Genomic DNA, 18624 nt, shown 5'->3' with positions numbered 1-18624 from the left:
CGTCCGGACGGAAGGACCGCGGGATGTCCCTCTCGACGTGCCTCGAGCCGGACGAGGCGGTCTCGGAAAAGCCAGCGGACCAGCGGCGATGGCTGTTCGCTCTCGTCGTGCTCGCGCTGCTCGCCGAGATGGCGATCGCGATGCTCACGACGGCCGTCGAGCAGTCCCCGACGATCGACGAGCCGGTCTACGTGGGCACCGCGGTGGTCTACCTGGAGCAGCACAGCCTGCGGTACAACCCGGAGCACCCGCCGCTGGGCAAGCTGATCATCGCGACCGGCCTGGCCTTTTCCGGCGCGCACCTCGATCCCGCGTTCACCGGCGACCAGACGCAGCTCGGCCGCCGCGTGCTGTACGAGTCGGGCGACGACCCGGGCCGGCTGCTGCTGGCGGCGCGGCTGCCGGTGATCGTGCTGACGCTCCTGTTCGGGCTGGTCGTCTTCGCGTTCGCCCGCGACCTCACCGGCCGGGTCGGCGGGGTGACAGCCCTGGCCCTGTACACGTTCTCACCCGACCTCATCGCGCACGGATCGCTGGCGACGCTCGACGTGCCGGTGGCCGGGTTCCTGCTGACGTCGGCCTGGCTGCTGTGGCGGGCCCGCCGTCGTCCCGCCTTGTACGTTCCCCTCGCGGGGCTCGCGCTCGGTGCGGCCGTGGCCACGAAGATGAGTGCGCTGGCGGCGGTTCCGGTGCTGCTGCTCCTGGTCGTACTGTCCACTTGGCACACGCGACGACCACGACGGATCGTCCTCGGCGCGGCCGCCGTCGCCCTGATCGCGGTCGCCGTCGTGTGGGCCTCCTACCTCGCCGTGGATCCGCGGCTGCACTGGACGACGCCACCGGACCTGCCGGCCGTCCACGGCCTGCGCGCGCTCGCCGACCGGCTGCCGCTGCCCCGGCCGTACCTCGACGGGATGCGCGTCCAGTTCGCCTTCGAAGACCGGACGTGGAGCACGTTCCTGCTGGGCACGTACCACCCCGGTTCGGTGTGGTACTACCTGCCGGTCGCGCTGCTGATCAAGACACCGCTGGGTGCGCTGGCCCTCGGACTGGCCGGCGCGGTCGCGATGGTGGCGATCCCCCGGCTGCGCCCAGCGTCGCCGTACGTCCTGGTCCCGGCGGCCGTGTTGCTGGCGGCGGCCATGACCAGCACCCGCGACCTCGGCGTCCGGTACGCGATCTTCGTCCCGATGTTCCTGGCGGTCGCGGCGGCGAGCCTCGTCGCCGTCCGCGTGCGGTGGGCGCAGGTGGCGGTGGCGGTCCTGGTCGCCTTCACGGCCGTGAGTTCGCTGCGGACGTTCCCGTACTACCTGCCGTACTCCAACGAGGCGTTCGGCGGCCCGGCGGAGACCCACCTGCGCCTGCACGACTCGAACGTCGACTGGGGCCAGGACCTGGGCCGGCTGGGAGACCGCTTGGCGGGTGAGCGGGTCTGGCTGGTCTACAAGGGAAGCGGGGTGCCGTCGGCGTACGGCATCGACGCGGCCGACCCGCTCGCGGTGCCTCCGGATGAGGTGCACGGGCTGCTCGCGGTGTCGGATTCGGCGATCGCCAAGGCGGACGACCGCTTGACGGCGCTGATCGCCGGCAGTGTCCCGGTCGACGAGGTCGGCCACTCCATCACGATCTACCGCCGCCCGTGACCGGCGGAGAAGGCGCGAACCCGATGGTCCAGCGGTTCGGCCGCCGGTTCGGGGAGCCGGGCCGGCGGGCGAACGTCGTGCGGCACCCCGCGATGAGCACCGCGCCGGGTCCACCTGGACCACCGGCTGAACTCGACCTCGTCCCGGCGACGACGAACCGTGCCGAGCTCAGGCAGCCCCCTCGAACAACGTCCATTTGCGATCTGCAAATTGCAGATCCGGATTCCGCGCTCATGTGAGCACTATTCGAGAAAATGAATTCCGAAACGTATTGCACGACCCGCGAACAAGTCACGAGCTGAAATGAAAGTTGCTCCGAACGGCCGTACTTGAAACTGCCTCGGACACATAACGTCACATGCCTGCGCGATCGGCCCCGCCGGATGGACCAAGACGAGTCCCCGACCGGTCGATTGCGGACATAGCACGTGGTTCACTCACTGGAGGACGGCTTTTCATGACGATCGACCTGGCGTTGAAAGAAGCGATGAACATTCCCGGCGCCGTGGGCGCGACGCTCGTCGACTACGACAGCGGAATGTCCCTCGGTTCCCTGGGTGGTGGCGACTGGCTCGACCTGGATATCGCGGCGGCCGGAAACACCGAGGTCGTGCGGGCGAAGCTGCGCGTCATGTCCTCTCTCGGACTCGACGACAGCATCGAGGACATCCTCATCACGCTCCACCGCCAGTACCACGTGATCCGGCCGCTGTCGGCCCGGGGCAACTCCACCCTGTTCCTCTACCTCGTGCTGGACCGTGAACGCGCGAACCTCGCGCTCGCGCGGCACAGCCTCAAGCGCATCGAGACCAGCCTGTCCGTATGACGAGTGCCGACACCCACAGTCAGTCCTCACGCATGCCCCTGCCGGTCCGCACACCGGCGCCGGAGAACACCGGCGCGCCGCTGGGCCGGGCGATGAAGCGCCCGCCCCTCGACTCCGGGCGGATGCTCGAGGCGTTGCGCACGGTGCAGGACCAGGTCGACCAGGTGGCCGGGCTGCTCGTGGCCACCCACGACGGCCTGGTCCTGGCCGACGACACCGACTCCGTCGAGGCCGACAGCGTCGCCGCCATGTCGGCGGCGGCGATCGGCCTGGCCGCGCAGTTCACCGCCCAGGCCAGGATCGGCGAGTCCCGCAGCGCGATGTTCGAAGGCAGCTCCGGCTACGTCTGCGTCTTCCCCGTCGAGGGGTCGCTGCTCCTCGTCGTGTTCGGCCAGCCGGAGATCACGATGGGGCTGTTCACCCTCGCCGCCAAACAGGCGTTGACGCTGCTCAGGAACCAGCTCCCGGCGGTGGGAGGGGCGTACCGGACGCCGCCGTCACCGGAGTGAGCCGGCGCCGGGTCAGCCGGGAGGCGGCCCGGCGCGGAAGCGGGTCACCAGCTCGCCGAGTCCCTCGACCCGGCTGGTGAGCACGTCGCCGGCGGTGAGGTAGCGCGGCGGCGTCCGGCGGTTGCCGACCCCGGCCGGGGTACCGGTGAAGATCAGGTCCCCCGGCAGGAGCCGGCACACCGCCGAGAGCCGGGCGACCAGCTCCGGGACGCCGAAGATCAGGTCCGCGAGGGACGCCTTCTGCACCACTTCGTCGTTGAGCAGGCAGGTGATCGCGGCCTCGGGGTCGAGCTCGGTGACCAGGTGCGGTCCGGTCGGGCCGAACCCGGGGAACGACTTGGCCAGCGAGAACTGCGGCGGCTTCCCGAGCGACTGGACCCGCCGCTCCGACAGGTCCTGGCCGACCGTGAACCCGGCGACGTGCCCGAGGGCGTCCTTCTCGCCGATCCGGTGCCCACCCCGGCCGATCACCGCGACCAGCTCGACTTCCCAGTCGACGCGGTCACCGGGCAGCTCGACCGTCTCCTGCGGACCCGCGATGCAGGTCGGGAACTTGGTGAACACCAGCGGGTCGGCCGGGGGCTCGTAGCCGGCTTCGGCGGCGTGGGGCGGGTAGTTGAGCGCCACGGCGAACACCTGCCGGGGCCGCGGCACGGGCGGTCCCAGCAGCGCCGGGTCGTACGGGCTCCCGGCCGGAGCCACCGAAGCCGCCCACGCGGAGAACTCCGTCCAGTTCTCCAAGACGTCCATCGGGTCGGGGCCGAAGCCGCCGGCGTCGAAGACGTCCAGCGCGCGATCACCGAAGATCAGGACGGCCCGGCCGTCGAGGTTGGCCAGGCGCATCACGCGCGACCGGCCGGCGGCGGGGTCCCGTAGGCGTCTTCCCACGAGACGACCCGGTTGCGGAGCACGCCGAGCTTCTCGATCTGGGCTTCGACCACGTCCCCGGGCTTCAGGTAGTTCGCGAACGGGTCGTCGGTGCTGGCCGCGACCCCGGCGACCGTGCCCGTCGTGACGAGGTCGCCCGCGCTGTAGACCTGCGGCGAGTGGTAGGCCACGAGCTCCGGGATCGTCAGCGACATCCGGCCGGTGTTCGACTTCTGCCGCACCTGGCCGTTGACCCGCAGTTCCATGTCCAGGTCGTGGGGGTCGCCGACCTCGTCGGCGGTGACGATGTACGGGCCGATCGGGCAGAACGTGTCGATGGCCTTGGAGAACGAGAACACCCCGGACTCCATCTCACGCCGCTGGATGTCGCGGGCGGTGATGTCGTTGAACACGAGGTACCCGGCGATGTGCTCGGCCGCCTGCTCGGCGGTGAAGAACTTCCCGGGCTTGCCGATCACTACGGCCATCTCGAGCTCGTAGTCGAGCTCGTTCGTCAGGTGCGACGGGTACACGACGGGGTCGCCGGGACCGATGATGGCGTCGACGTTCTGGAAGAACACGATGCCCTTGTTGACCGGGTGCGACCAGTTCACGCGGGCGAGGTCGTCGTGGTGCTCACGGAAGTTCCCCGCCGTGTGGAAGAACTTCTTCGGCACGATCGGGGCCCGCAGGCGCACCTCCGACGCGCGGAAGCGGCGCCCGGTCTCGGGCACGCTCCCGCCGCGTTCGAAGAACTCGCGCGTCGAGGCGGTGTCGAGTTCCAGGACCAGGTCGTCGGCGAGACGGCCGACCAGGCCGTCGTCGAAGGTCACGAGCTTCACGGGCGCTCCACGGGGACGGTGACTCGGAAGACGCGCAGCTGGAGGGCCAGCGTCGCGTAGTAGCCCACCAGCGTGGTCAGCTCGACGGCCACGCGGTTGCCAATGATTGGCACGCACTCGGCGTAGGTCACGTCGTCGACGTCGCCGTCCAGCAGCGCCAGCACGAACCGCAACGCGGCCGCTTCGCCCTCGTCGAGGCCGGCCGGCGGGGTGCGCGCGGCGATCGCGGCGAGCTGGGCGCCGGTGACCCCGGCGGCGCGGGCGGCGGGCTCGTGCGCGTACCGCTCGAAGGCGCAGTCCCACCGGGCCGCCACCGCGAGGATCGCGAGCTCCCGCACCCGGTCCGGAAGCGCCGTCTCGTACCGCACGGCCGCGCCCAGCCGCTGCAGCGCCTGCCCGGCCGGCGGCGCGAACAACATGGCGTTGAACGGCCCGGTCAGCGCACCCGCGGCGTCGGTGAGCGGGAACGGGCCGCCCGCCCGGGGACCGCCGGCGATGGCTTCGCGGAGCGCGCGCTGGTCGTCGTCCAGGTCGGCCGGGGACAGCCGGGGCAGTCTCGTCATGCCCCGATCCCAGCAGCACACCCGGTGAGCGGTCGATGGCCTGCCATTGAATGGCACATCCGTTCCGCGCCGCCGGACCGCGCGCCTAGCGTCGCCGCCAGGTCGGGAGCGAGGAGCGGAAGTGGACTGGCTGGGTCTGCGGGGCAAGGGCGCGCTGGTCGCCGGCGCGGGCGGGATCGGCGGCGCGGCCGGTCTCGCACTCGCCGACGCGGGCGCCGACGTGGTCGTCGCCGATGTCGACGAACAGCGCCTCGACGACCTGGCCGTCAAGGGGATCCGCACCCTGCGCGCCGACCTCACCGACGCGGAAGGCGCCCGGGACTGCGTCGCCCGCGCCGACGCACTGCTGGGACGGCTCGACGTGTTCGTCCACGCGGTCGGCGTCAACGACCGGCGGCCGGTCCTCGACACCCCGGACGACGTCTGGCGCCGCATCACCGCGGTCAACCTGGACAGCGCGTTCTGGACCGGCAAGGCGGCGGGCGAGCTGATGGTCGCCCGCGGGTACGGCCGGATCGTCTACCTGTCCTCGGTGTCCGGCCTGCTCGCCCACCCGCACCACGCGCCGTACGCGGCCACCAAGGGCGCGGTCAACCAGCTCGCCCGGGTGATGGCCCGCGAGTGGGCGGCCTCGGGCGTCACGGTGAACGCCGTCGCGCCCGGCTACACCGAGACCGCCCTGACCCACGACCACCTCGAAAAGCCCGGCGTCCGCGACGGCCTCACCGGACTCGTCCCGGCCGGGCGGCTGGGCACCACCGAAGACCTGACCGGCCCGATCCTGTTCCTCTGTTCCGACCACGCCGCCTTCGTCACGGGACACGTCCTGTACGCCGACGGCGGCCGCACCCTCGTCTGAAGGAGTCCTTTCGTGCGTTTCACCGGCAAGACCGTCCTCGTCACCGGCGCCGGCACCGGGTTCGGTGCCGAGATCGCCGTCCGGGCCGCGACGGAGGGTGCCGACGTCGCCGTGCACTACCGCGGCTCGCGCGCCGGTGCCGAGCGCACCGCGGCGCGCGTCGAAGAGCTGGGCCGCAAGGCTTTCCTCGTCCAGGCCGACATCTCCGAGCACGCGCAGATCAAGCGGATGGCCGACGAGGTGTGGAGCCACTTCGGCCGGGTCGACGTCGCGGTCAACAACGTCGGCGACGTCGCCCGCGACCAGATGTCGTGGCGGGACCTCACCGAAGAGTCCGTCGACCACGTCCTCGCCGTCGACATCAAGGGCACGCTGCTGTGCACGCACGAGTTCGGCGACCGGATGCTCGCCCAGGGCGGCGGCGCGATCGTGAACATCGGCTCGACCGTCGTGGCGCGCGGCAGTGCCCGCGCCCCGCAGTACGCGGCGGCGAAGGCCGGGATCATCGGCCTGACCAAGTCCTACGCCCACGCCTTCGCCCCCACCGTGCGGGTGAACGTGTTCGCGCCCGGCTTCATCGAGACCGAAGCCACGCTCAGCCGCGAGGACTGGAAGACGGGCCGCGCGGAGAAGCTGCGCGACGCCACCCCGATGGGCCGCATCCCCAAGCCCGAGGAGCTGGCCGGCACGGCGCTGTTCCTCGCCACCGAGGAAGCCGCGCACATCACCGGCGGTTTCCTGGTCGCCGACGGCGGCTACACCATGCTCGGCGCATGATCTCGGCGAGGAGGCCGCAGATGGGACCCAGAGTCGTGTTCACCGGTGGACGCGTCTTCGACGGCAGCGGCTCCCCCGCGGTCCCGGGCGACGTCGTGGTCCGCGGTGACCGGATCGAGAGCGTGCGCCCCGGCGGCGGCACCGAACCCGAGCCGGACGACCACGTCGTCGACTGCCGCGGTGCCACCGTCCTGCCCGGCCTGGTGGAGTCGCACTGCCACCTGACGTTCCCGTCCGCGCACGGGCACGTCGACCCGTCGTTCAACCCGCCGATCGACGTGAGCTTCTTCCACCACATGCCGAGCCCGGACGAGCACCTGGCGATCGCCGAGCGCAACGCCCGGATCCTGCTCGACCACGGGTTCACCAGCGCCTACTCCGCCGGGTCGCTGACCCCGGTGCCCACCGAGGTGCGGCTGCGCGACCGGATCGCCGCCGGCCTGACCGCCGGGCCGCGGATGCGGGCGGCGTCGTTCGAGCGGGACAACAACCCGGTCCGGATGGGCCCGGACGGGCCGGCCCCGCAGGAGACCGGTCCGGCCGCCGTGCGCGCCTTCATCCGCGAACAGGCCGAGCTCGGCTTCGACAGCGTGAAGCTGCTGATGAGCAACGACGACGTCTTCTTCGAAGGCGGCTCGATGGTCACCCAGTACAGCGCCGAAGAGGCGAACGCGGCCGGCGAGCAGGCGCGCGAGTCCGGGGTGTGGCTCAACTGCCACGCCCAGGCCCCCGAGGCGATCAAGCGGGCGGTGCGGGCCGGGTTCCGCTCGATCTACCACTGCTCCTACGCCGACCCCGAAGCGATCGACCTGCTGGAAGCGCACAAGGAGTCGATCTTCCTCTCCCCCGCCGTCGGCATCATGTGGGCCAACGTCCACGAAGGCGCCGAGTTCGGCATCGACACGGCGATGGCGGAGAAGATGGGCTCGGTGAAGTCCCTCGAAGCGATGGAGCAGCTGTACCCGGAGCTGCGCAAGCGCGGCCTGCGCGTGCTGCCCGGCGGCGACTACGGGTTCCCGAACAACCCCATCGGGCGCAACGCCCGCGACCTCGAACTGTTCGTCCGGCTCTTCGGCTACTCCCCCGCCGAAGCGCTGCGGGCGACCACCTTCCACGGCGGCCAGGTGATGGACCTGCCCGTCGGGCTGCTCACCGAGGACTACTTCGCCGACGTCCTCGTCGTCCGCGGCGACCCGGTCGCGGATGTCACGCTGCTGCAGGACCCGGCCAACCTCGAGGTGATCATGCAGGGCGGCCGCTTCCACAAGCAGGCCGCGTGATCTACCGCGAGGTGCCGGGGTTCCGGCCCCTGGAGCTGGACCTGACCGCACCGGACGACGCGGTCGCGACGATCGTGTACCTGCACGGCGGCGGCTGGCGGCGTGGCTCCCGGCTCACGCCGCTGCCGGGCTTCGAGCACCTGGCCGAAGAGCTGGCGGCGCAGGGGTTCCGGGTCGCCATGGCCGACTACCGGCTCAGCGGCGAGGCGACCTTTCCCGCGCCGCTGGAGGACGTGCGCGCGGCCATCGAGTTCGTGCGCGACGGGAAGCCGGTGTTCCTCTGGGGCGAGTCGGCGGGTGCGCACCTGGCGCTGCTCGCGGCGCTCGGCGGGTCCGAAGTGGACGGTGTGGTCGCCTGGTTCCCGCCGACCGATCTGCTCGGGGTGCCCGCGGCGCCGGACGGCGTGTCCCGCGAAGCACTCCTGCTGGGCGCGCCGCCGGAATCGGTGCCGGAGCTCGCGCGCGAGGCGAGCCCGCTGTCGTACGCCCACGCCGGTGCGCCGCCGGTCCTGCTGATGCACGGCGAGGACGACGACCTCGTGCCCGCCACGCAGAGCGTCCGGCTCGCCGAGGCGTTGGAGGCCGTGGGCGCGCCGGTCGAGCTGCACCTGGTGCCCGGCGCCCGCCACCGCTGGACGGGCGCCGATCCCGCGGCCGTGGTGGCCACGTCCGTCAAGTTCCTGCGGGCCGCACTGCCTCGATGATCAGGTCCACCGCCCGCCCCACCTCGTCCAGGGCGGGCGGGAGGTTCAGGAACCCGTGCAGCATCGACGGCACCACGACGTGCCGGACGTCCACGCCGGCCTCGGCCAGCTGCCCGGCGAACACCTGCCCGGAGACGCGCAGGTCGTCGTACTCGGCGGTGAGCACCAGGGTCGGGCAGAGTCCTTCAGGACGGCCAGGCCCGGCATCGCGTAGCCGTCGGCACGGCTCAGCGGCCCGCCCAGGTAGTTCTCGGTCGTCGCGCGGACCTCGCCCGGCGGGAAGTGCAGGATCGCGGGCACCTCGGCCATCTCGGCGACGAGCGACGCCGGCGCGGGTGGCAGCAGGGGGTGCAGCACCGGGTAGGCCAGCGCGAGCGCCACGGGCTGCCAGCCGTCTTCGTCACGCAGGCGCAGGGCCGCGCCCGCCGCCAGGTTGCCGCCCGCACTCGCCCCGCCCGCGCAGACGCGGTCGACGCCCAGCTCGGCGCGAACCCACCGCAGCGCCGTGACGACGTCGTCGAGCGGCGCCGGGTACGCGACCCCGCCCACCGCGAGCCGGTAGCCGACGCTGACCACCACGATCCCGGCCCGGTGCGCGAGTTCGCGGGCCACCCGGTCGGCTTCGGGCATGTCCAGGTCGCCCATCCGGAACGCGCCGCCGTGCAGCCACACCAGGCAGGTGGAGCCGGTCCCGTAGATCCGCACCGGGACCGAACCGGCCTTGGTGTCCGTTGTGGACACTGCCGGCACGTCGTCGGGGACCGCCGAGCACTCGAACTCAGCGCGCTCCAGCAGCGGGAACTTCGCCGCCATCGCGGGGTGGACGGGCATCAGGCCTGCCTTTCGGGGACGCGGGCGGTGTACCCGAGCGGGAACAGGGGGTCGGCGGTGCCGCCCGGCCGGTCCTCCGGGTGGGCTTCGACGGCAGCCATCGACGACGGCAGCTCGATCGGCAGCCTGCCCTCCGCGACGGCATGGCCGAAGACGACGTCGAGGACGGCGTCGTCGGTCGCGCCGAAGTCGGCCAGCAGGGCGGCGGCGTGCCCGGCGAGTTCGGGGACGACGGCGGCCCGGTCGAGGAAGACGTCGATCACCGTCGGCACGGTGGCCATGAGCGCCAGCAGGTGTTCTCGATCATCCTCCGGCAGGTCGAGCCGTCCCTGGTGGAAGAACGCTTCGGGGAGCCGTGCTCTCGGCTCGTACGGGGTGCCGATCCGCACCACCGCCGCGTCCGCTTCGGCCGGGTCGTCCACTGTGGACGCGTAGCGAGCTGCGACCGCGGGGTCGATCCCTTCCACGTACAGCCGGATTCCCTTTTCCAGCGGCAGCCTTCCGGTGAGCAGCACCATCGACCGGCGTTGCGCGTCGGCTCCCGCGGCGGTGAAGTCGGCCCGCCCGACGATGGCGACCGCGCGCGCCTCGTCGACGTACGGGTCTTCGAACAACCCGAGCCGCATCATCAGCGTCAGGACGCGCCCGGCGGACTCGTCGACTCGCGTCTCCGCCAGCCGGCCCGCTTCGACCAGGCCGGCGACGACGTCCGGGCACCACTCGCCGCCGAACTGGTCGACGCCCGCGTCGAGCAGCCGCAGCACCCGCCCGGCGACGTCGAGGTGCTCGGCGCCCCACGCCCGCGCGGGCCACACCGACCCGCCCGGCAGCGTCGTGTCGGTGAGCAGCCCGAAGTCGGTGCACACCAGGCCGTCGAAGCCTTCGTCGCGGCGCAGCTGCCCGGCGATCACCTCGCGGTCGAAGGCGAAGCCGACCCCGGTGAGTCCCGGCACGCCGACCGGGCGGCCGTAGTACGGCATCACCGCCGCCGCGCCGGCCCGCAGCGCCGGGCGGAAGACGTTCCGGTGCTCCTCGTAGCGCCCGTCGGGGTAGACCTGGTCCTTGCCGGACGCGAAGTGCGCGTCCTCGCCGCCGGCCTGCGGGCCCGCGCCCGGCCAGTGCTTGACCATCGCCGCCACCGAATCCGGCCCCAGGTCCGTCCCTTGCAGACCTTCGACGTAGGCGGCGGCCAGCCGGGCGACCACGTCCGGGTCGGCGCCGAACGTGCCCGAGGTGCGGCACCACCGCGGTTCGGTCGCCAGGTCGGCCATCGGGTGCAGGGCCAGCCGGATCCCGACCGCCGCGTACTCGGCGCGCACCACTGCGGCGAAGGAGCGCACCGCATCGGGGTCGGCCAGCGCGCCGAACCCGAGCGGTTCGGGCCAGCGCGAACAGCCACCGGAAGGCACCGACGTCAGCGGGTTCTCGTTCGCCGAGTGCCGCGGGTCGGACGAGACGAGCACCGGGATGCCCAGCCGGCTGCCGGCCGCCATCCGCTGGACTTCGTTGTGCCAGCGGGAAAGGGGCCCGGCCGAGACCGGTGCCATCAGCGACAGGCAGCGGACGTGCCGGTCCCGCACCACTTCCGTCGTCGGCGCGGTCGGCAGCGGGCCGGCCGGCTCCTCGACGAAACCCCCCCTCGGCGGTGACCGCCACCGGGGCGTGGAAGAACAGCCCGGCCTTCTCCGGCAGGGTCATCCGGCCGAGCAGGTCACGGACGCGCTCCTCGGTGGGCCGCGCGGGATCCTGGTACGGGAGCATGCGGCCGAGCATGACCGCCGGTCCGGGCGGTGCCCATCGGCGTGCCATTCAATGACACACCCGTCTACCCCTCGAGAACGCCACTGACGTAAAGAAGGTCGCCCATGCGCAGGTCGTCGTCCGTCAGCGGCGGAAGGCCTTGGGCGGCCAGCAGGTCCCGGGTGCTGACGGCGTCCAGCGTCCAGCCGCGGCCGGTCAGGTACGGGGCCGCTTCGTTGCGCTCACCGAAGTACCGCAACCGCGCCATGTCGGTGTCGAAACCGTGTTCGCGCCAGAGTTCGGAGATGCCGTTCAGGCGCCGCCTCGTCCTGCCCTCCGCGCCCGGCTGCGGGTTCGGCCGGCTTTCGGTGGCGACCCGGCTCTCCGGCGCGCTGAGCTCGGTGACGGTGTCCAGCAGGAGATCCTGCGCCTCGGGCGGCAGGTAGCCGAGCAGGCCTTCGGCGCTCCACGCGCTCGGCCGGGCCGGGTCGAACCCGGCGGTGCGCAGTGCGGCCGGCCAGTCCTCGCGCAGGTCGACCGGGACCACCCTCCGGTCGGCCGTGGGCTCGGCGCCGAGCCCGGCCAGCGTGCGGGTCTTGAACTCGACGACCCGCGGCTGGTCGAGCTCGTACACCACGGTCCCGGCCGGCCACGGCAACCGGTACGCCCGCGAATCCAGCCCCGAAGCCAGGATCACCACCTGGGTGATGCCCGCCTTCGTCGCCTCGAGGAAGAACTCGTCGTAGAACCGGGTCCGCACCTTGGCCCCGTCGATCGCCACCTGGTCGACCAGGTCGCCGGGTGGCAGTTCCCCGGCCGCCAGCCGGGTGAGGAGGTCGATGCCGACCGCGCGGACCAGCGGTTCGGCGTAGGGGTCGTCGATGCGCGGCCGGTCCGTGCGGGTCGCGATCGCCCGGGCCATCGCGGCCATGGTCGCGGTCGCGCCGACGCTGGACGCCAGGTCCCAGTCGTCCCCGGGTCGTCGGATCGAAGTCATCAGCGGACCGTAACGGAGGCTCCCGGCGGCCTGGCTAAAGTGAGAGCCGTGACCGCTCGTTTGCCTCACCGGCGTTCCGACGCCCGGGACAGCCGCGGCCGCATCCTCGACGCGGCACGCGCGGTGTTCGTCACCGAAGGCCTGGAGGTGCCGGTCCGGGAGATCGCCCGGCGCGCCGAGGTCGGGCCCGCGACCGTCTACCGCCACTTCCCGGCCAAGGAAACGCTCGTCGCCGCGGCGTTCACCGAGCAGGTGCTCGCCTGGCGCTCCGCGATGGACGAAGGGCTCGCCGACCCCGATCCCTGGCGCGGCTTCCGCGTCACGGTCCGGAAGCTCTGCGAACTGCAGGCACGCGACCACGGCTTCACGACGGCCTTCAAGTCCGAGTTCCCGCGCGCGGTGGACTTGGCCGCGATGCGCACGACGTCGCTGACCTCCGCGGCCCGGCTGATCCGCCGGGCCAAGGAATCCGGGCACCTGCGTCCGGACGTCGGCCTGGCCGACCTCGACCTGATGCTCATGGCCGGCACCGGCATCCGCGCGAGCACGCCGGCGGCCCGCATCGCGGCCTCCCGGCGCTTCGCCGCGCTCACGGTTCAAGCGTTCCGAGCCTGAAGTCAGCCGTCGGCGAGACGCTGGATGACCGCGCCCAGCCAGGCCTGGAGTTCAGCGGGGTCACCGAGTTCCGAACGCAGCACCCGGCGGCGGGTCGAGACACCGAGCACGAAAGCGTCGATCGCGGCGGCGCGGTTGCGGGCCTCCGCGTCGTCCAGGCCGCTGTCGCGCAGGTAGCGGCGCAACGGCTCCAGGGAGTTCGTGTCGAGGAAGGCGGCGAGGGCCTCCGCGGCCTCCGGGCGTTCGCCCGACGCGCGTTGCAGCACCAGCAGCGGGTCCTCCCCCGGGTCGCCGGACCAGCGCCGGACGATACTCGCCGCGAGCCGCGCCCCCAGCTCGGACCGGTGGCCGCCGAAGGAGTCCTCGACCGGGATCTCCACCCGGGTCGCCGCCAGGAAAAGGCCTTCTTTGCCGCCGAAGTAGCGCGTGATGAGGTTGGGTGACACTCCGGCCGCGTCGGCCACGCCCTTGACCGTGATCGCCGTGTAGCCGTGCCGGGCGAACTGGCGTCGCGCCTGCTCGAGGATCCGCTGCCGGGTGGCCGCAGCGTCGCGAGAAGTCATGTGTACGAGCATACACATCATGTGTATCGTCGTACACATGATGGACGACTTGCGAGACCGGCTCCGGCGAACCCGGCGGGTCACGACCCCCTGGAACGCCGACGAGACACGCGGCATCACCGGCATCCGGCTCGACGAGCTCCTCGCGCACTGGGCCGGCGGGTACGACTGGGACGTGCACGAACGCCGTATCCACGCGCTCCCCTGGGTCGCGGTGAGCGCGGGCCTGCGCGTGATCCACCAGCGGTCGGCGGATCCCGGCGCCCCGGTCGTCGTGCTGCTGCACGGCTGGCCGGACTCGGTGCTGCGGTTCGAACGCGTGCTGCCGCTGCTCGCGGACGTGCACGTGGTGGTCCCCGCACTGCCGGGCTTCCCGTTCGCGGCCCCGCTCACCGCGCCCGGCATGTCGGCCGGCCGGATCGCCGAGGTCGTCGCGGACGGGCTCGCCGAACTCGGCTACCCGCGCTACACGGTGTCGGGTGGCGACGTGGGCGGCACCGTCGCGGAAGTCCTGGCGGGCGAGCACCCGGACCGGGTGGCGGCCCTGCACCTCACGAACGTCGCCCCGCAGCGGGCCCTCACGGCGGACCCGGCGAAGCTCGCGCCCGACGCGGCCGCCTACCTCGGCCGGGCGGCACGGTGGTTCCGGAGCGAGGGCGGCTACATCGCCGAGCAGTCCACGCGGCCGAACACCCTCGCCGTCGCCCTCGGCGACTCGCCCGCCGGCCTCGCGGCTTGGATCGCCGAGAAGCTGGAATCCTGGTCCGGCGCGTCGGCGTTCACACTCGACGACCTGCTCACCTGGGTCACCGCCTACTGGGTCACCGGCACGATCGGCACCTCGTTCGCCACCTACACCGAACCGGTCGCGCTCCCGGACCGGATCGAGACGCCGACGGTGCTGTCGATCTTCCCGGACGACATCAAGCCGGAGCCGCGAAGCTACGCCGAGGCATTCCTGAACGTCCGCGAATATCGGGAACACCCGGTGGGCGGCCACTTCGCCGCCTGGGAACAGCCCGAGGCCTACGTCCGCGACCTGCGCCGCGCGGTGGAGCTGGGCGGTCAGTCTTCGTAGCGGGCGGCGATCGCGGCGGCGCGGTCGCGCAGGGCGGCGCGCAACGACTGTGGCGCCAAGGCTTCCGCGTCCGTGCCGAGCTGCCACAGCGCCCACTCGGCGTGCCACGCGTCCTGGAACGTCGCCTCCAGCCGGAGCCAGCCGGCCGGGTCGGGTTCGGCCGCGCGGACCGCCACCGCGGTGCTCAGCACTTCCTCCCGCCGCTTCGGATCCACCCGCATCAGCACGGCGATGTGCCCGCCGGAAAGGAACTGTTCGCAGCGCTCCTGCCAGACGCGGTCCAGGTCGACCCGGTCCGGCCGCTGCGCCCGTTCGGGCAGCCTCTCGGCGGCCAGCACCCGCGACAGCCGGTAAGTGCGGTCCGCGCCGGCTCTCGTGGCCAGCAGGTAACCCCGGTCGCGGACGGTCACCAGGCCGATCGGGTCCACCGTGCGCCACCGCGGCTCCTGATCCGCCGCCGCGTAGTGGATGCGCAGCTGGTGTCCGGAAAGGACCGCGCGCCGGATCTCGATCATCGCCGGGCCGGGGACCTCCTCGGTCACCGGGCGACGGGACAGCAGGTCGGTCTCCGGCTCGACCAGGAACCGGCGGGCCGCGTCGCTCGCCGCGGCCCGGTGGCTCTCGGGCAGCGCGTCGACCACCTTGCGCCGGGCCGAAGCGAGCGCCGGGCCGAGACCGAGGCCCGGGCCGGTGGCGAGCAGGGCCAGCGCCTCGTCGTGGTTCAGCCCGATGAGCTCGGTCCGGAACCCCGGCAGCAGCGCGAACCCGCCGTGCCGGCCGCGTTCGGCGTAGACCGGGACACCGGCCGTGGACAGCGCCTCGATGTCGCGCAGCACGGTCCGGGTGGACACGTCCAGCTCGCGGGCGAGGGCGTCCGCGGTCAGCCGGCCGCGCTGACGCAGCAGCAGGACCAGCGAAACCAGCCGGTCGGCACGCATGCGCAAACCCTAGCGAATACACGACAGAGGATGTCGTGATTTGCCGGAAGGGTCCTGGACACGGAAGTCGAACCGGACGGAGCTGATGTGGCAGTGGAACGAACGGCGGTCAACCCGACGACGTGGTCGGCGGAGATGGGGTTCAACCAGGGGGAGCTCGTCTCCGGGCCCGCCCGGACCCTGTACTGCTCCGGGCAGACCGCGATGAGCGCCGAGGGCAAGCCCGAGCACGACGGCGACGTGGCCGCGCAGCTGGCGCTGAGCCTCGACAACCTGGAGGCCGTGCTCGGCGAGGCCGGCATGACGCTGGCGAACCTCGTCCGGCTGAACGTCTACACGACCGACGTCGACGGGCTCTTCCCGCACTACGGCGTGCTGGCGGCGCGGCTGGGCGCGGCCGGGGTGGCCCCGGCGACGACGATGCTCGGCGTCACCCGGCTGGCGATCCCCGGTCAGCTGGTCGAGCTGGAAGGGACGGCGGTCGCGTAACGACGTATCGCTGGCCGGAACGGCTCACCCGAGACAAGGCCCCAAAGTGCTATGCTTCGCGTCGAATCGTTCCTGTCAGCGAAACGAACCGAGGACCACGAGCTTGGCCGTCAACAGTACCGCCGGGCGCAAGCCCGCCGCCCCGCCGGACAACGCCGGCACCGAGGCCGCCGCCCGGGTGGCCGACGTGCTGCTGCTCTTCACCGGCGGCCCCCGGTACCTGGGCGTCAGCACGATCAGCCGGGAGCTCGACCTGTCGAAGGCGGTCGTCTACCGGATCCTGCAGTCGCTCGTCTCGCGCGAGATGCTGGCCACCGATCCCGGCGTCGCCGGCTACCGGCTCGGCCCGGCGGCCGTCGCGCTCGGGGCGAGCGCCCTGCGCCGGTTCGACGCTCGCGTCGCGGCCACCCCCGTCCTGCGGCGGCTGCGCGACGAAACCGGGGAGACGACCACGCTGTCCGGGCTGGTCGGCGACGAACGCGTGTACCTCGACCAGTTCGAGAGCCCGCGCGAGATCAAGATGACCGTGGAGCTCGGCAAGCGGTTCCCGCTGCACGCCGGCTCCTCCGGCAAGGTGATCCTCGCGTCCCTGCCCGAGGAGCGCCGGGAGGCGTTGCTGCACCGGGAGCTCCCCGCGCTGACCGAGCACACGATCACCGCGGCCGAGCAGCTGCGCGACGTCCTCGCCGAGGTGGCCCGCGACGGCGTCGCCGTCTCGCTCGGGGAACGGCAGCCGGGCGCGGGGTCTGTCGCCGCACCCCTGTTCGGGCCGGACGGCGAGGTGCACGGTTCGGTCAGCATCTGCGGTCCGCAGTACCGCTTCACGCCCGACGCCGTCGGCCGCTACCGCGACCTCGTGCGCGAAGCCGCGGCCGAGATCCGGCAGAGCTGGGCGTGGCTGCAGGAGTCCGGCGGCCGCTAGGGTCCGAGCCGGCCGCGCCAGAGGTCTTGAATGAGTCATTCAGGACGCTGGAAGACCTGAATGACTCATTCAAGACACCGCAGCGGCGCGGGCCCACCGGACCTTTCACCGGCCGCGCTTGAGGTACCGGCCCACCGGTTCGCCGACGATCTTGCCGTCGGCGAAGACGTGGTTGCCGCGCACGAACGTGTCGGTCACCTTCGCGGTCATGTCGAAGCCCTCGAACGGCGTGTACTCCTGCGTCGACTCCGACTCCGCCGCGCGCACGGTCCACCGGACGCCCGGGTCGACCAGCGCGAAGTCGGCGTCGAAGCCCTCGGCGATCGTGCCCTTCTTCAGCAGGCCGTAGCGGCGAGCCGGGTTCCGCGACGTCAGCTGCGCGATCCGCTGCAGCGACAGGCCGCGCTTGGTGCCCTCGCCGACCAGGCCGGGCAGCAGGTACTCGGCCCCGCCAAAGCCGGACTTCGCGAGGAAGACGTCGTCGCGGTCCTCGCCGAACTTCAGCTCGTCGCGGCAGCACGCGTGGTCGCTGACCACCCAGTCGACGTCGCCGGCGAGCACGTGCCGCCACAGCGCCTCGACGTCCTCGCGCTCGCGCAGCGGCGGGTTGACCTTGCCGCCGATGCCCGACGCGGTGTCGACGTCGGCCAGCAGGTGCCCGATCGTCACTTCGCGCCGGAAGTCGATGTGCGGGAACGCCTTCCCCATCGTCAGCGCGGCCGACAGCGCCTTCTCCGACGACAGGTGCAGCAGGTTGATGTTGGGCAGCCCGGTCTCGTGCGCCAGGTAGGACGCGATGGTGACGGCGAGCCCTTCGGAGTGCGGCGGCCGCGACGCGCTGTAGGCCCGCAGGCCCGACAGCGAGCCGTCCTGCTCGACCAGTTTCGTGTACGCGGTCATGATCTCCGCCGTCTCGCAGTGCAGCGAGAGCGACAGGTGCGGCGCGTACTCGGTCAGGACCTCGCGCGCCTGCTGGACACCGCGCATCACGAACTCGAAGTGCGCGATGTCGTAGCGCTCGTCCGGCGGGATCATCAGGAAGTCGCTCTGGCTGGTCGAGCGCCCGTGCAGGCCGTGGCTGCCGTAGAACATGAAGATCTTGAACGACGTGACGCCGAATTCTTCGACCAGATAAGGGATTTCGGAGATGTGCTGCGAGCTCATCGGCGCGAGGTGGAAGGCGTAGTCGACGTAGGCGTTGCCCTCGGACGCGCTGAGCACCTCGGGGAAGAAGTCGCGGTAGCTGCCGCCCTTGTTGAGGTAGTACTGGCCGGTGCGCATGTAGGTCAGCGACGTCGTGACGCCGCCCTGCGCGCTCGCACGGCTTTCGGTGCGGGTGTCGGTGGCCAGCTCGTTGTAGATGCCCCAGTGCTGGTGCGCGTCGACCACGCCGGGGAAGGCCAGCAGCCCACGGCCGTCGACCACGCGGGCGGCGGCGTCGGCTGGCAGGTCCGGGGCCACGCGGGTGATGGTGCCGTCGTTCACGGCGATGTCCAGCAGTTCGGGCTCGGATCCGTCGGCGTCGTCGGGGCGGACGACCCGGACGTTCTTCACGAGCAGTTCCGTCGTTGCCATTTCTCT

20 protein-coding genes and 1 pseudogene are annotated in these 18624 nt (G+C 72.1%); 11 read left to right on the top strand and 10 right to left on the bottom strand.

Features of this window, described 5'->3' with window-relative positions; all coding sequences use genetic code 11:
- Window positions 1-23: 23 nt before the first annotated feature.
- From QQ657_RS08545 to QQ657_RS08535, 3 genes are all read left to right on the top strand, one after another.
- The gene (locus QQ657_RS08545; RefSeq protein WP_284741552.1) at window positions 24-1643 is read left to right on the top strand and encodes an ArnT family glycosyltransferase; all 1620 of its coding nucleotides are present in this window, start codon (window positions 24-26) and stop codon (window positions 1641-1643) included.
- Between the two features lie 457 nt (window positions 1644-2100).
- A complete protein-coding gene (locus QQ657_RS08540) occupies window positions 2101-2469 on the top strand; it encodes a hypothetical protein (RefSeq protein ID WP_284741551.1) in 369 nt (122 codons plus the stop codon).
- 32 nt (window positions 2470-2501) lie between these two features.
- Window positions 2502-2978 carry a roadblock/LC7 domain-containing protein gene (locus tag QQ657_RS08535; protein ID WP_284741550.1) on the top strand — a complete coding sequence of 159 codons (477 nt, stop codon included), beginning with the start codon at window positions 2502-2504 and terminating at the stop codon, window positions 2976-2978.
- A 12-nt stretch (window positions 2979-2990) separates the two neighbouring features.
- Here the strand turns inward: QQ657_RS08535 and QQ657_RS08530 are convergent, their stop codons facing one another.
- The 3 genes from QQ657_RS08530 to QQ657_RS08520 are packed head-to-tail and all read right to left on the bottom strand — an operon-like array spanning window position 2991 to window position 5250.
- The gene (locus QQ657_RS08530) at window positions 2991-3821 is read right to left on the bottom strand and encodes a fumarylacetoacetate hydrolase family protein (protein ID WP_284741549.1); all 831 of its coding nucleotides are present in this window, start codon (window positions 3819-3821) and stop codon (window positions 2991-2993) included.
- Complete coding sequence (locus QQ657_RS08525; RefSeq protein ID WP_284741548.1) at window positions 3821-4687, bottom strand: fumarylacetoacetate hydrolase family protein; 867 nt, start codon at window positions 4685-4687, stop codon at window positions 3821-3823. Before QQ657_RS08525 ends, QQ657_RS08530 begins: the two co-directional genes overlap by 1 nt.
- A complete protein-coding gene (locus QQ657_RS08520; RefSeq protein ID WP_284741547.1) occupies window positions 4684-5250 on the bottom strand; it encodes a carboxymuconolactone decarboxylase family protein in 567 nt (188 codons plus the stop codon). The genes QQ657_RS08525 and QQ657_RS08520 overlap by 4 nt, the downstream gene beginning before the upstream one ends.
- A gap of 121 nt (window positions 5251-5371) precedes the next feature.
- Here QQ657_RS08520 and QQ657_RS08515 point away from each other — a divergent pair, with 121 nt between their 5' ends.
- From QQ657_RS08515 to QQ657_RS08500, 4 genes are read left to right on the top strand one after another with little or no spacing between them, the layout of a single operon-like run.
- Entirely contained in the window at window positions 5372-6109 is a 738-nt protein-coding gene (locus QQ657_RS08515; RefSeq protein ID WP_284741546.1) for an SDR family NAD(P)-dependent oxidoreductase, read from the top strand.
- Window positions 6110-6121: 12 nt separating this feature from the next.
- On the top strand, window positions 6122-6886 hold the full coding sequence (locus QQ657_RS08510) for an SDR family NAD(P)-dependent oxidoreductase (RefSeq protein WP_284741545.1): 765 nt from the start codon (window positions 6122-6124) through the stop codon (window positions 6884-6886).
- A gap of 20 nt (window positions 6887-6906) precedes the next feature.
- The gene (locus QQ657_RS08505; RefSeq protein WP_284741544.1) at window positions 6907-8166 is read left to right on the top strand and encodes an amidohydrolase family protein; all 1260 of its coding nucleotides are present in this window, start codon (window positions 6907-6909) and stop codon (window positions 8164-8166) included.
- A complete protein-coding gene (locus QQ657_RS08500; RefSeq protein WP_284741543.1) occupies window positions 8163-8870 on the top strand; it encodes an alpha/beta hydrolase in 708 nt (235 codons plus the stop codon). Before QQ657_RS08505 ends, QQ657_RS08500 begins: the two co-directional genes overlap by 4 nt.
- Here QQ657_RS08500 and QQ657_RS08495 read toward each other — a convergent pair.
- From QQ657_RS08495 to QQ657_RS08480, 4 genes and pseudogenes are all read right to left on the bottom strand, one after another.
- Window positions 8839-9036, bottom strand: a complete 198-nt coding sequence (locus QQ657_RS08495) for an alpha/beta hydrolase (RefSeq protein WP_284741542.1) — start codon at window positions 9034-9036, stop codon at window positions 8839-8841. The genes QQ657_RS08500 and QQ657_RS08495 overlap by 32 nt on opposite strands.
- Window positions 9037-9074: 38 nt before the next feature.
- Window positions 9075-9683 (bottom strand): annotated as a pseudogene (locus QQ657_RS08490) (alpha/beta hydrolase); the annotation flags it as partial.
- Between the two features lie 17 nt (window positions 9684-9700).
- Window positions 9701-11248, bottom strand: coding sequence for a glycoside hydrolase family 3 protein (locus QQ657_RS08485; protein ID WP_284741541.1), 1548 nt, complete (start codon window positions 11246-11248; stop codon window positions 9701-9703).
- Window positions 11249-11526: 278 nt separating this feature from the next.
- Window positions 11527-12438: an SAM-dependent methyltransferase gene (locus tag QQ657_RS08480; protein ID WP_284741540.1), complete on the bottom strand. Its 912-nt coding sequence runs from the start codon at window positions 12436-12438 to the stop codon at window positions 11527-11529.
- A 48-nt stretch (window positions 12439-12486) separates the two neighbouring features.
- Here QQ657_RS08480 and QQ657_RS08475 point away from each other — a divergent pair, with 48 nt between their 5' ends.
- Window positions 12487-13053 (top strand): TetR/AcrR family transcriptional regulator, encoded by a 567-nt coding sequence (locus tag QQ657_RS08475; RefSeq protein WP_284741539.1) that lies wholly within the window; start codon window positions 12487-12489, stop codon window positions 13051-13053.
- 2 nt (window positions 13054-13055) lie between these two features.
- Here QQ657_RS08475 and QQ657_RS08470 read toward each other — a convergent pair whose 3' ends face one another.
- Entirely contained in the window at window positions 13056-13616 is a 561-nt protein-coding gene (locus QQ657_RS08470; RefSeq protein WP_284741538.1) for a TetR/AcrR family transcriptional regulator, read from the bottom strand.
- 37 nt (window positions 13617-13653) lie between these two features.
- On the opposite strand from QQ657_RS08470, the gene QQ657_RS08465 reads away from it, so the two are divergent.
- A complete protein-coding gene (locus QQ657_RS08465) occupies window positions 13654-14694 on the top strand; it encodes an alpha/beta fold hydrolase (RefSeq protein WP_284741537.1) in 1041 nt (346 codons plus the stop codon).
- Here QQ657_RS08465 and QQ657_RS08460 read toward each other — a convergent pair.
- Window positions 14682-15632 (bottom strand): helix-turn-helix transcriptional regulator, encoded by a 951-nt coding sequence (locus QQ657_RS08460; RefSeq protein WP_284741536.1) that lies wholly within the window; start codon window positions 15630-15632, stop codon window positions 14682-14684. The two genes, QQ657_RS08465 and QQ657_RS08460, sit on opposite strands and share 13 nt — an antisense overlap.
- Window positions 15633-15725: 93 nt before the next feature.
- On the opposite strand from QQ657_RS08460, the gene QQ657_RS08455 reads away from it, so the two are divergent.
- Complete coding sequence (locus tag QQ657_RS08455) at window positions 15726-16121, top strand: RidA family protein (protein WP_284741635.1); 396 nt, start codon at window positions 15726-15728, stop codon at window positions 16119-16121.
- A 103-nt stretch (window positions 16122-16224) separates the two neighbouring features.
- Entirely contained in the window at window positions 16225-17043 is an 819-nt protein-coding gene (locus QQ657_RS08450) for an IclR family transcriptional regulator (protein ID WP_284741535.1), read from the top strand.
- A gap of 105 nt (window positions 17044-17148) precedes the next feature.
- Here QQ657_RS08450 and QQ657_RS08445 read toward each other — a convergent pair whose 3' ends face one another.
- Window positions 17149-18618 (bottom strand): dihydroorotase, encoded by a 1470-nt coding sequence (locus QQ657_RS08445; protein ID WP_284741534.1) that lies wholly within the window; start codon window positions 18616-18618, stop codon window positions 17149-17151.
- Between the last annotated feature and the right edge of the window lie 6 nt (window positions 18619-18624).

The organism is Amycolatopsis ponsaeliensis (genome assembly GCF_030182635.1).
Lineage (GTDB): Bacteria > Actinomycetota > Actinomycetes > Mycobacteriales > Pseudonocardiaceae > Amycolatopsis > Amycolatopsis ponsaeliensis.
Note: the sequence above shows the minus strand (reverse complement) of the source record. Positions and strands in the feature narration are given on the sequence as shown.

Bases quoted from the DNA above. Each gene is read 5' to 3' on its own strand.
- QQ657_RS08520 (WP_284741547.1), bottom strand. From the start codon at position 5,250: ATGACGAGACTGCCCCGGCTGTCCCCGGCCGACCTGGACGACGACCAG.
- QQ657_RS08505 (WP_284741544.1), top strand. From the start codon at position 6,907: ATGGGACCCAGAGTCGTGTTCACCGGTGGACGCGTCTTCGACGGCAGC.
- QQ657_RS08465 (WP_284741537.1), top strand. From the start codon at position 13,654: ATGATGGACGACTTGCGAGACCGGCTCCGGCGAACCCGGCGGGTCACG.
- QQ657_RS08540 (WP_284741551.1), top strand. From the start codon at position 2,101: ATGACGATCGACCTGGCGTTGAAAGAAGCGATGAACATTCCCGGCGCC.
- QQ657_RS08480 (WP_284741540.1), bottom strand. From the start codon at position 12,438: ATGACTTCGATCCGACGACCCGGGGACGACTGGGACCTGGCGTCCAGC.
- QQ657_RS08535 (WP_284741550.1), top strand. From the start codon at position 2,502: ATGCCCCTGCCGGTCCGCACACCGGCGCCGGAGAACACCGGCGCGCCG.
- QQ657_RS08485 (WP_284741541.1), bottom strand. From the start codon at position 11,248: ATGGCACCGGTCTCGGCCGGGCCCCTTTCCCGCTGGCACAACGAAGTC.
- QQ657_RS08460 (WP_284741536.1), bottom strand. From the start codon at position 15,632: ATGCGTGCCGACCGGCTGGTTTCGCTGGTCCTGCTGCTGCGTCAGCGC.
- QQ657_RS08445 (WP_284741534.1), bottom strand. From the start codon at position 18,618: ATGGCAACGACGGAACTGCTCGTGAAGAACGTCCGGGTCGTCCGCCCC.
- QQ657_RS08545 (WP_284741552.1), top strand. From the start codon at position 24: ATGTCCCTCTCGACGTGCCTCGAGCCGGACGAGGCGGTCTCGGAAAAG.
- QQ657_RS08470 (WP_284741538.1), bottom strand. From the start codon at position 13,616: ATGACTTCTCGCGACGCTGCGGCCACCCGGCAGCGGATCCTCGAGCAG.
- QQ657_RS08530 (WP_284741549.1), bottom strand. From the start codon at position 3,821: ATGCGCCTGGCCAACCTCGACGGCCGGGCCGTCCTGATCTTCGGTGAT.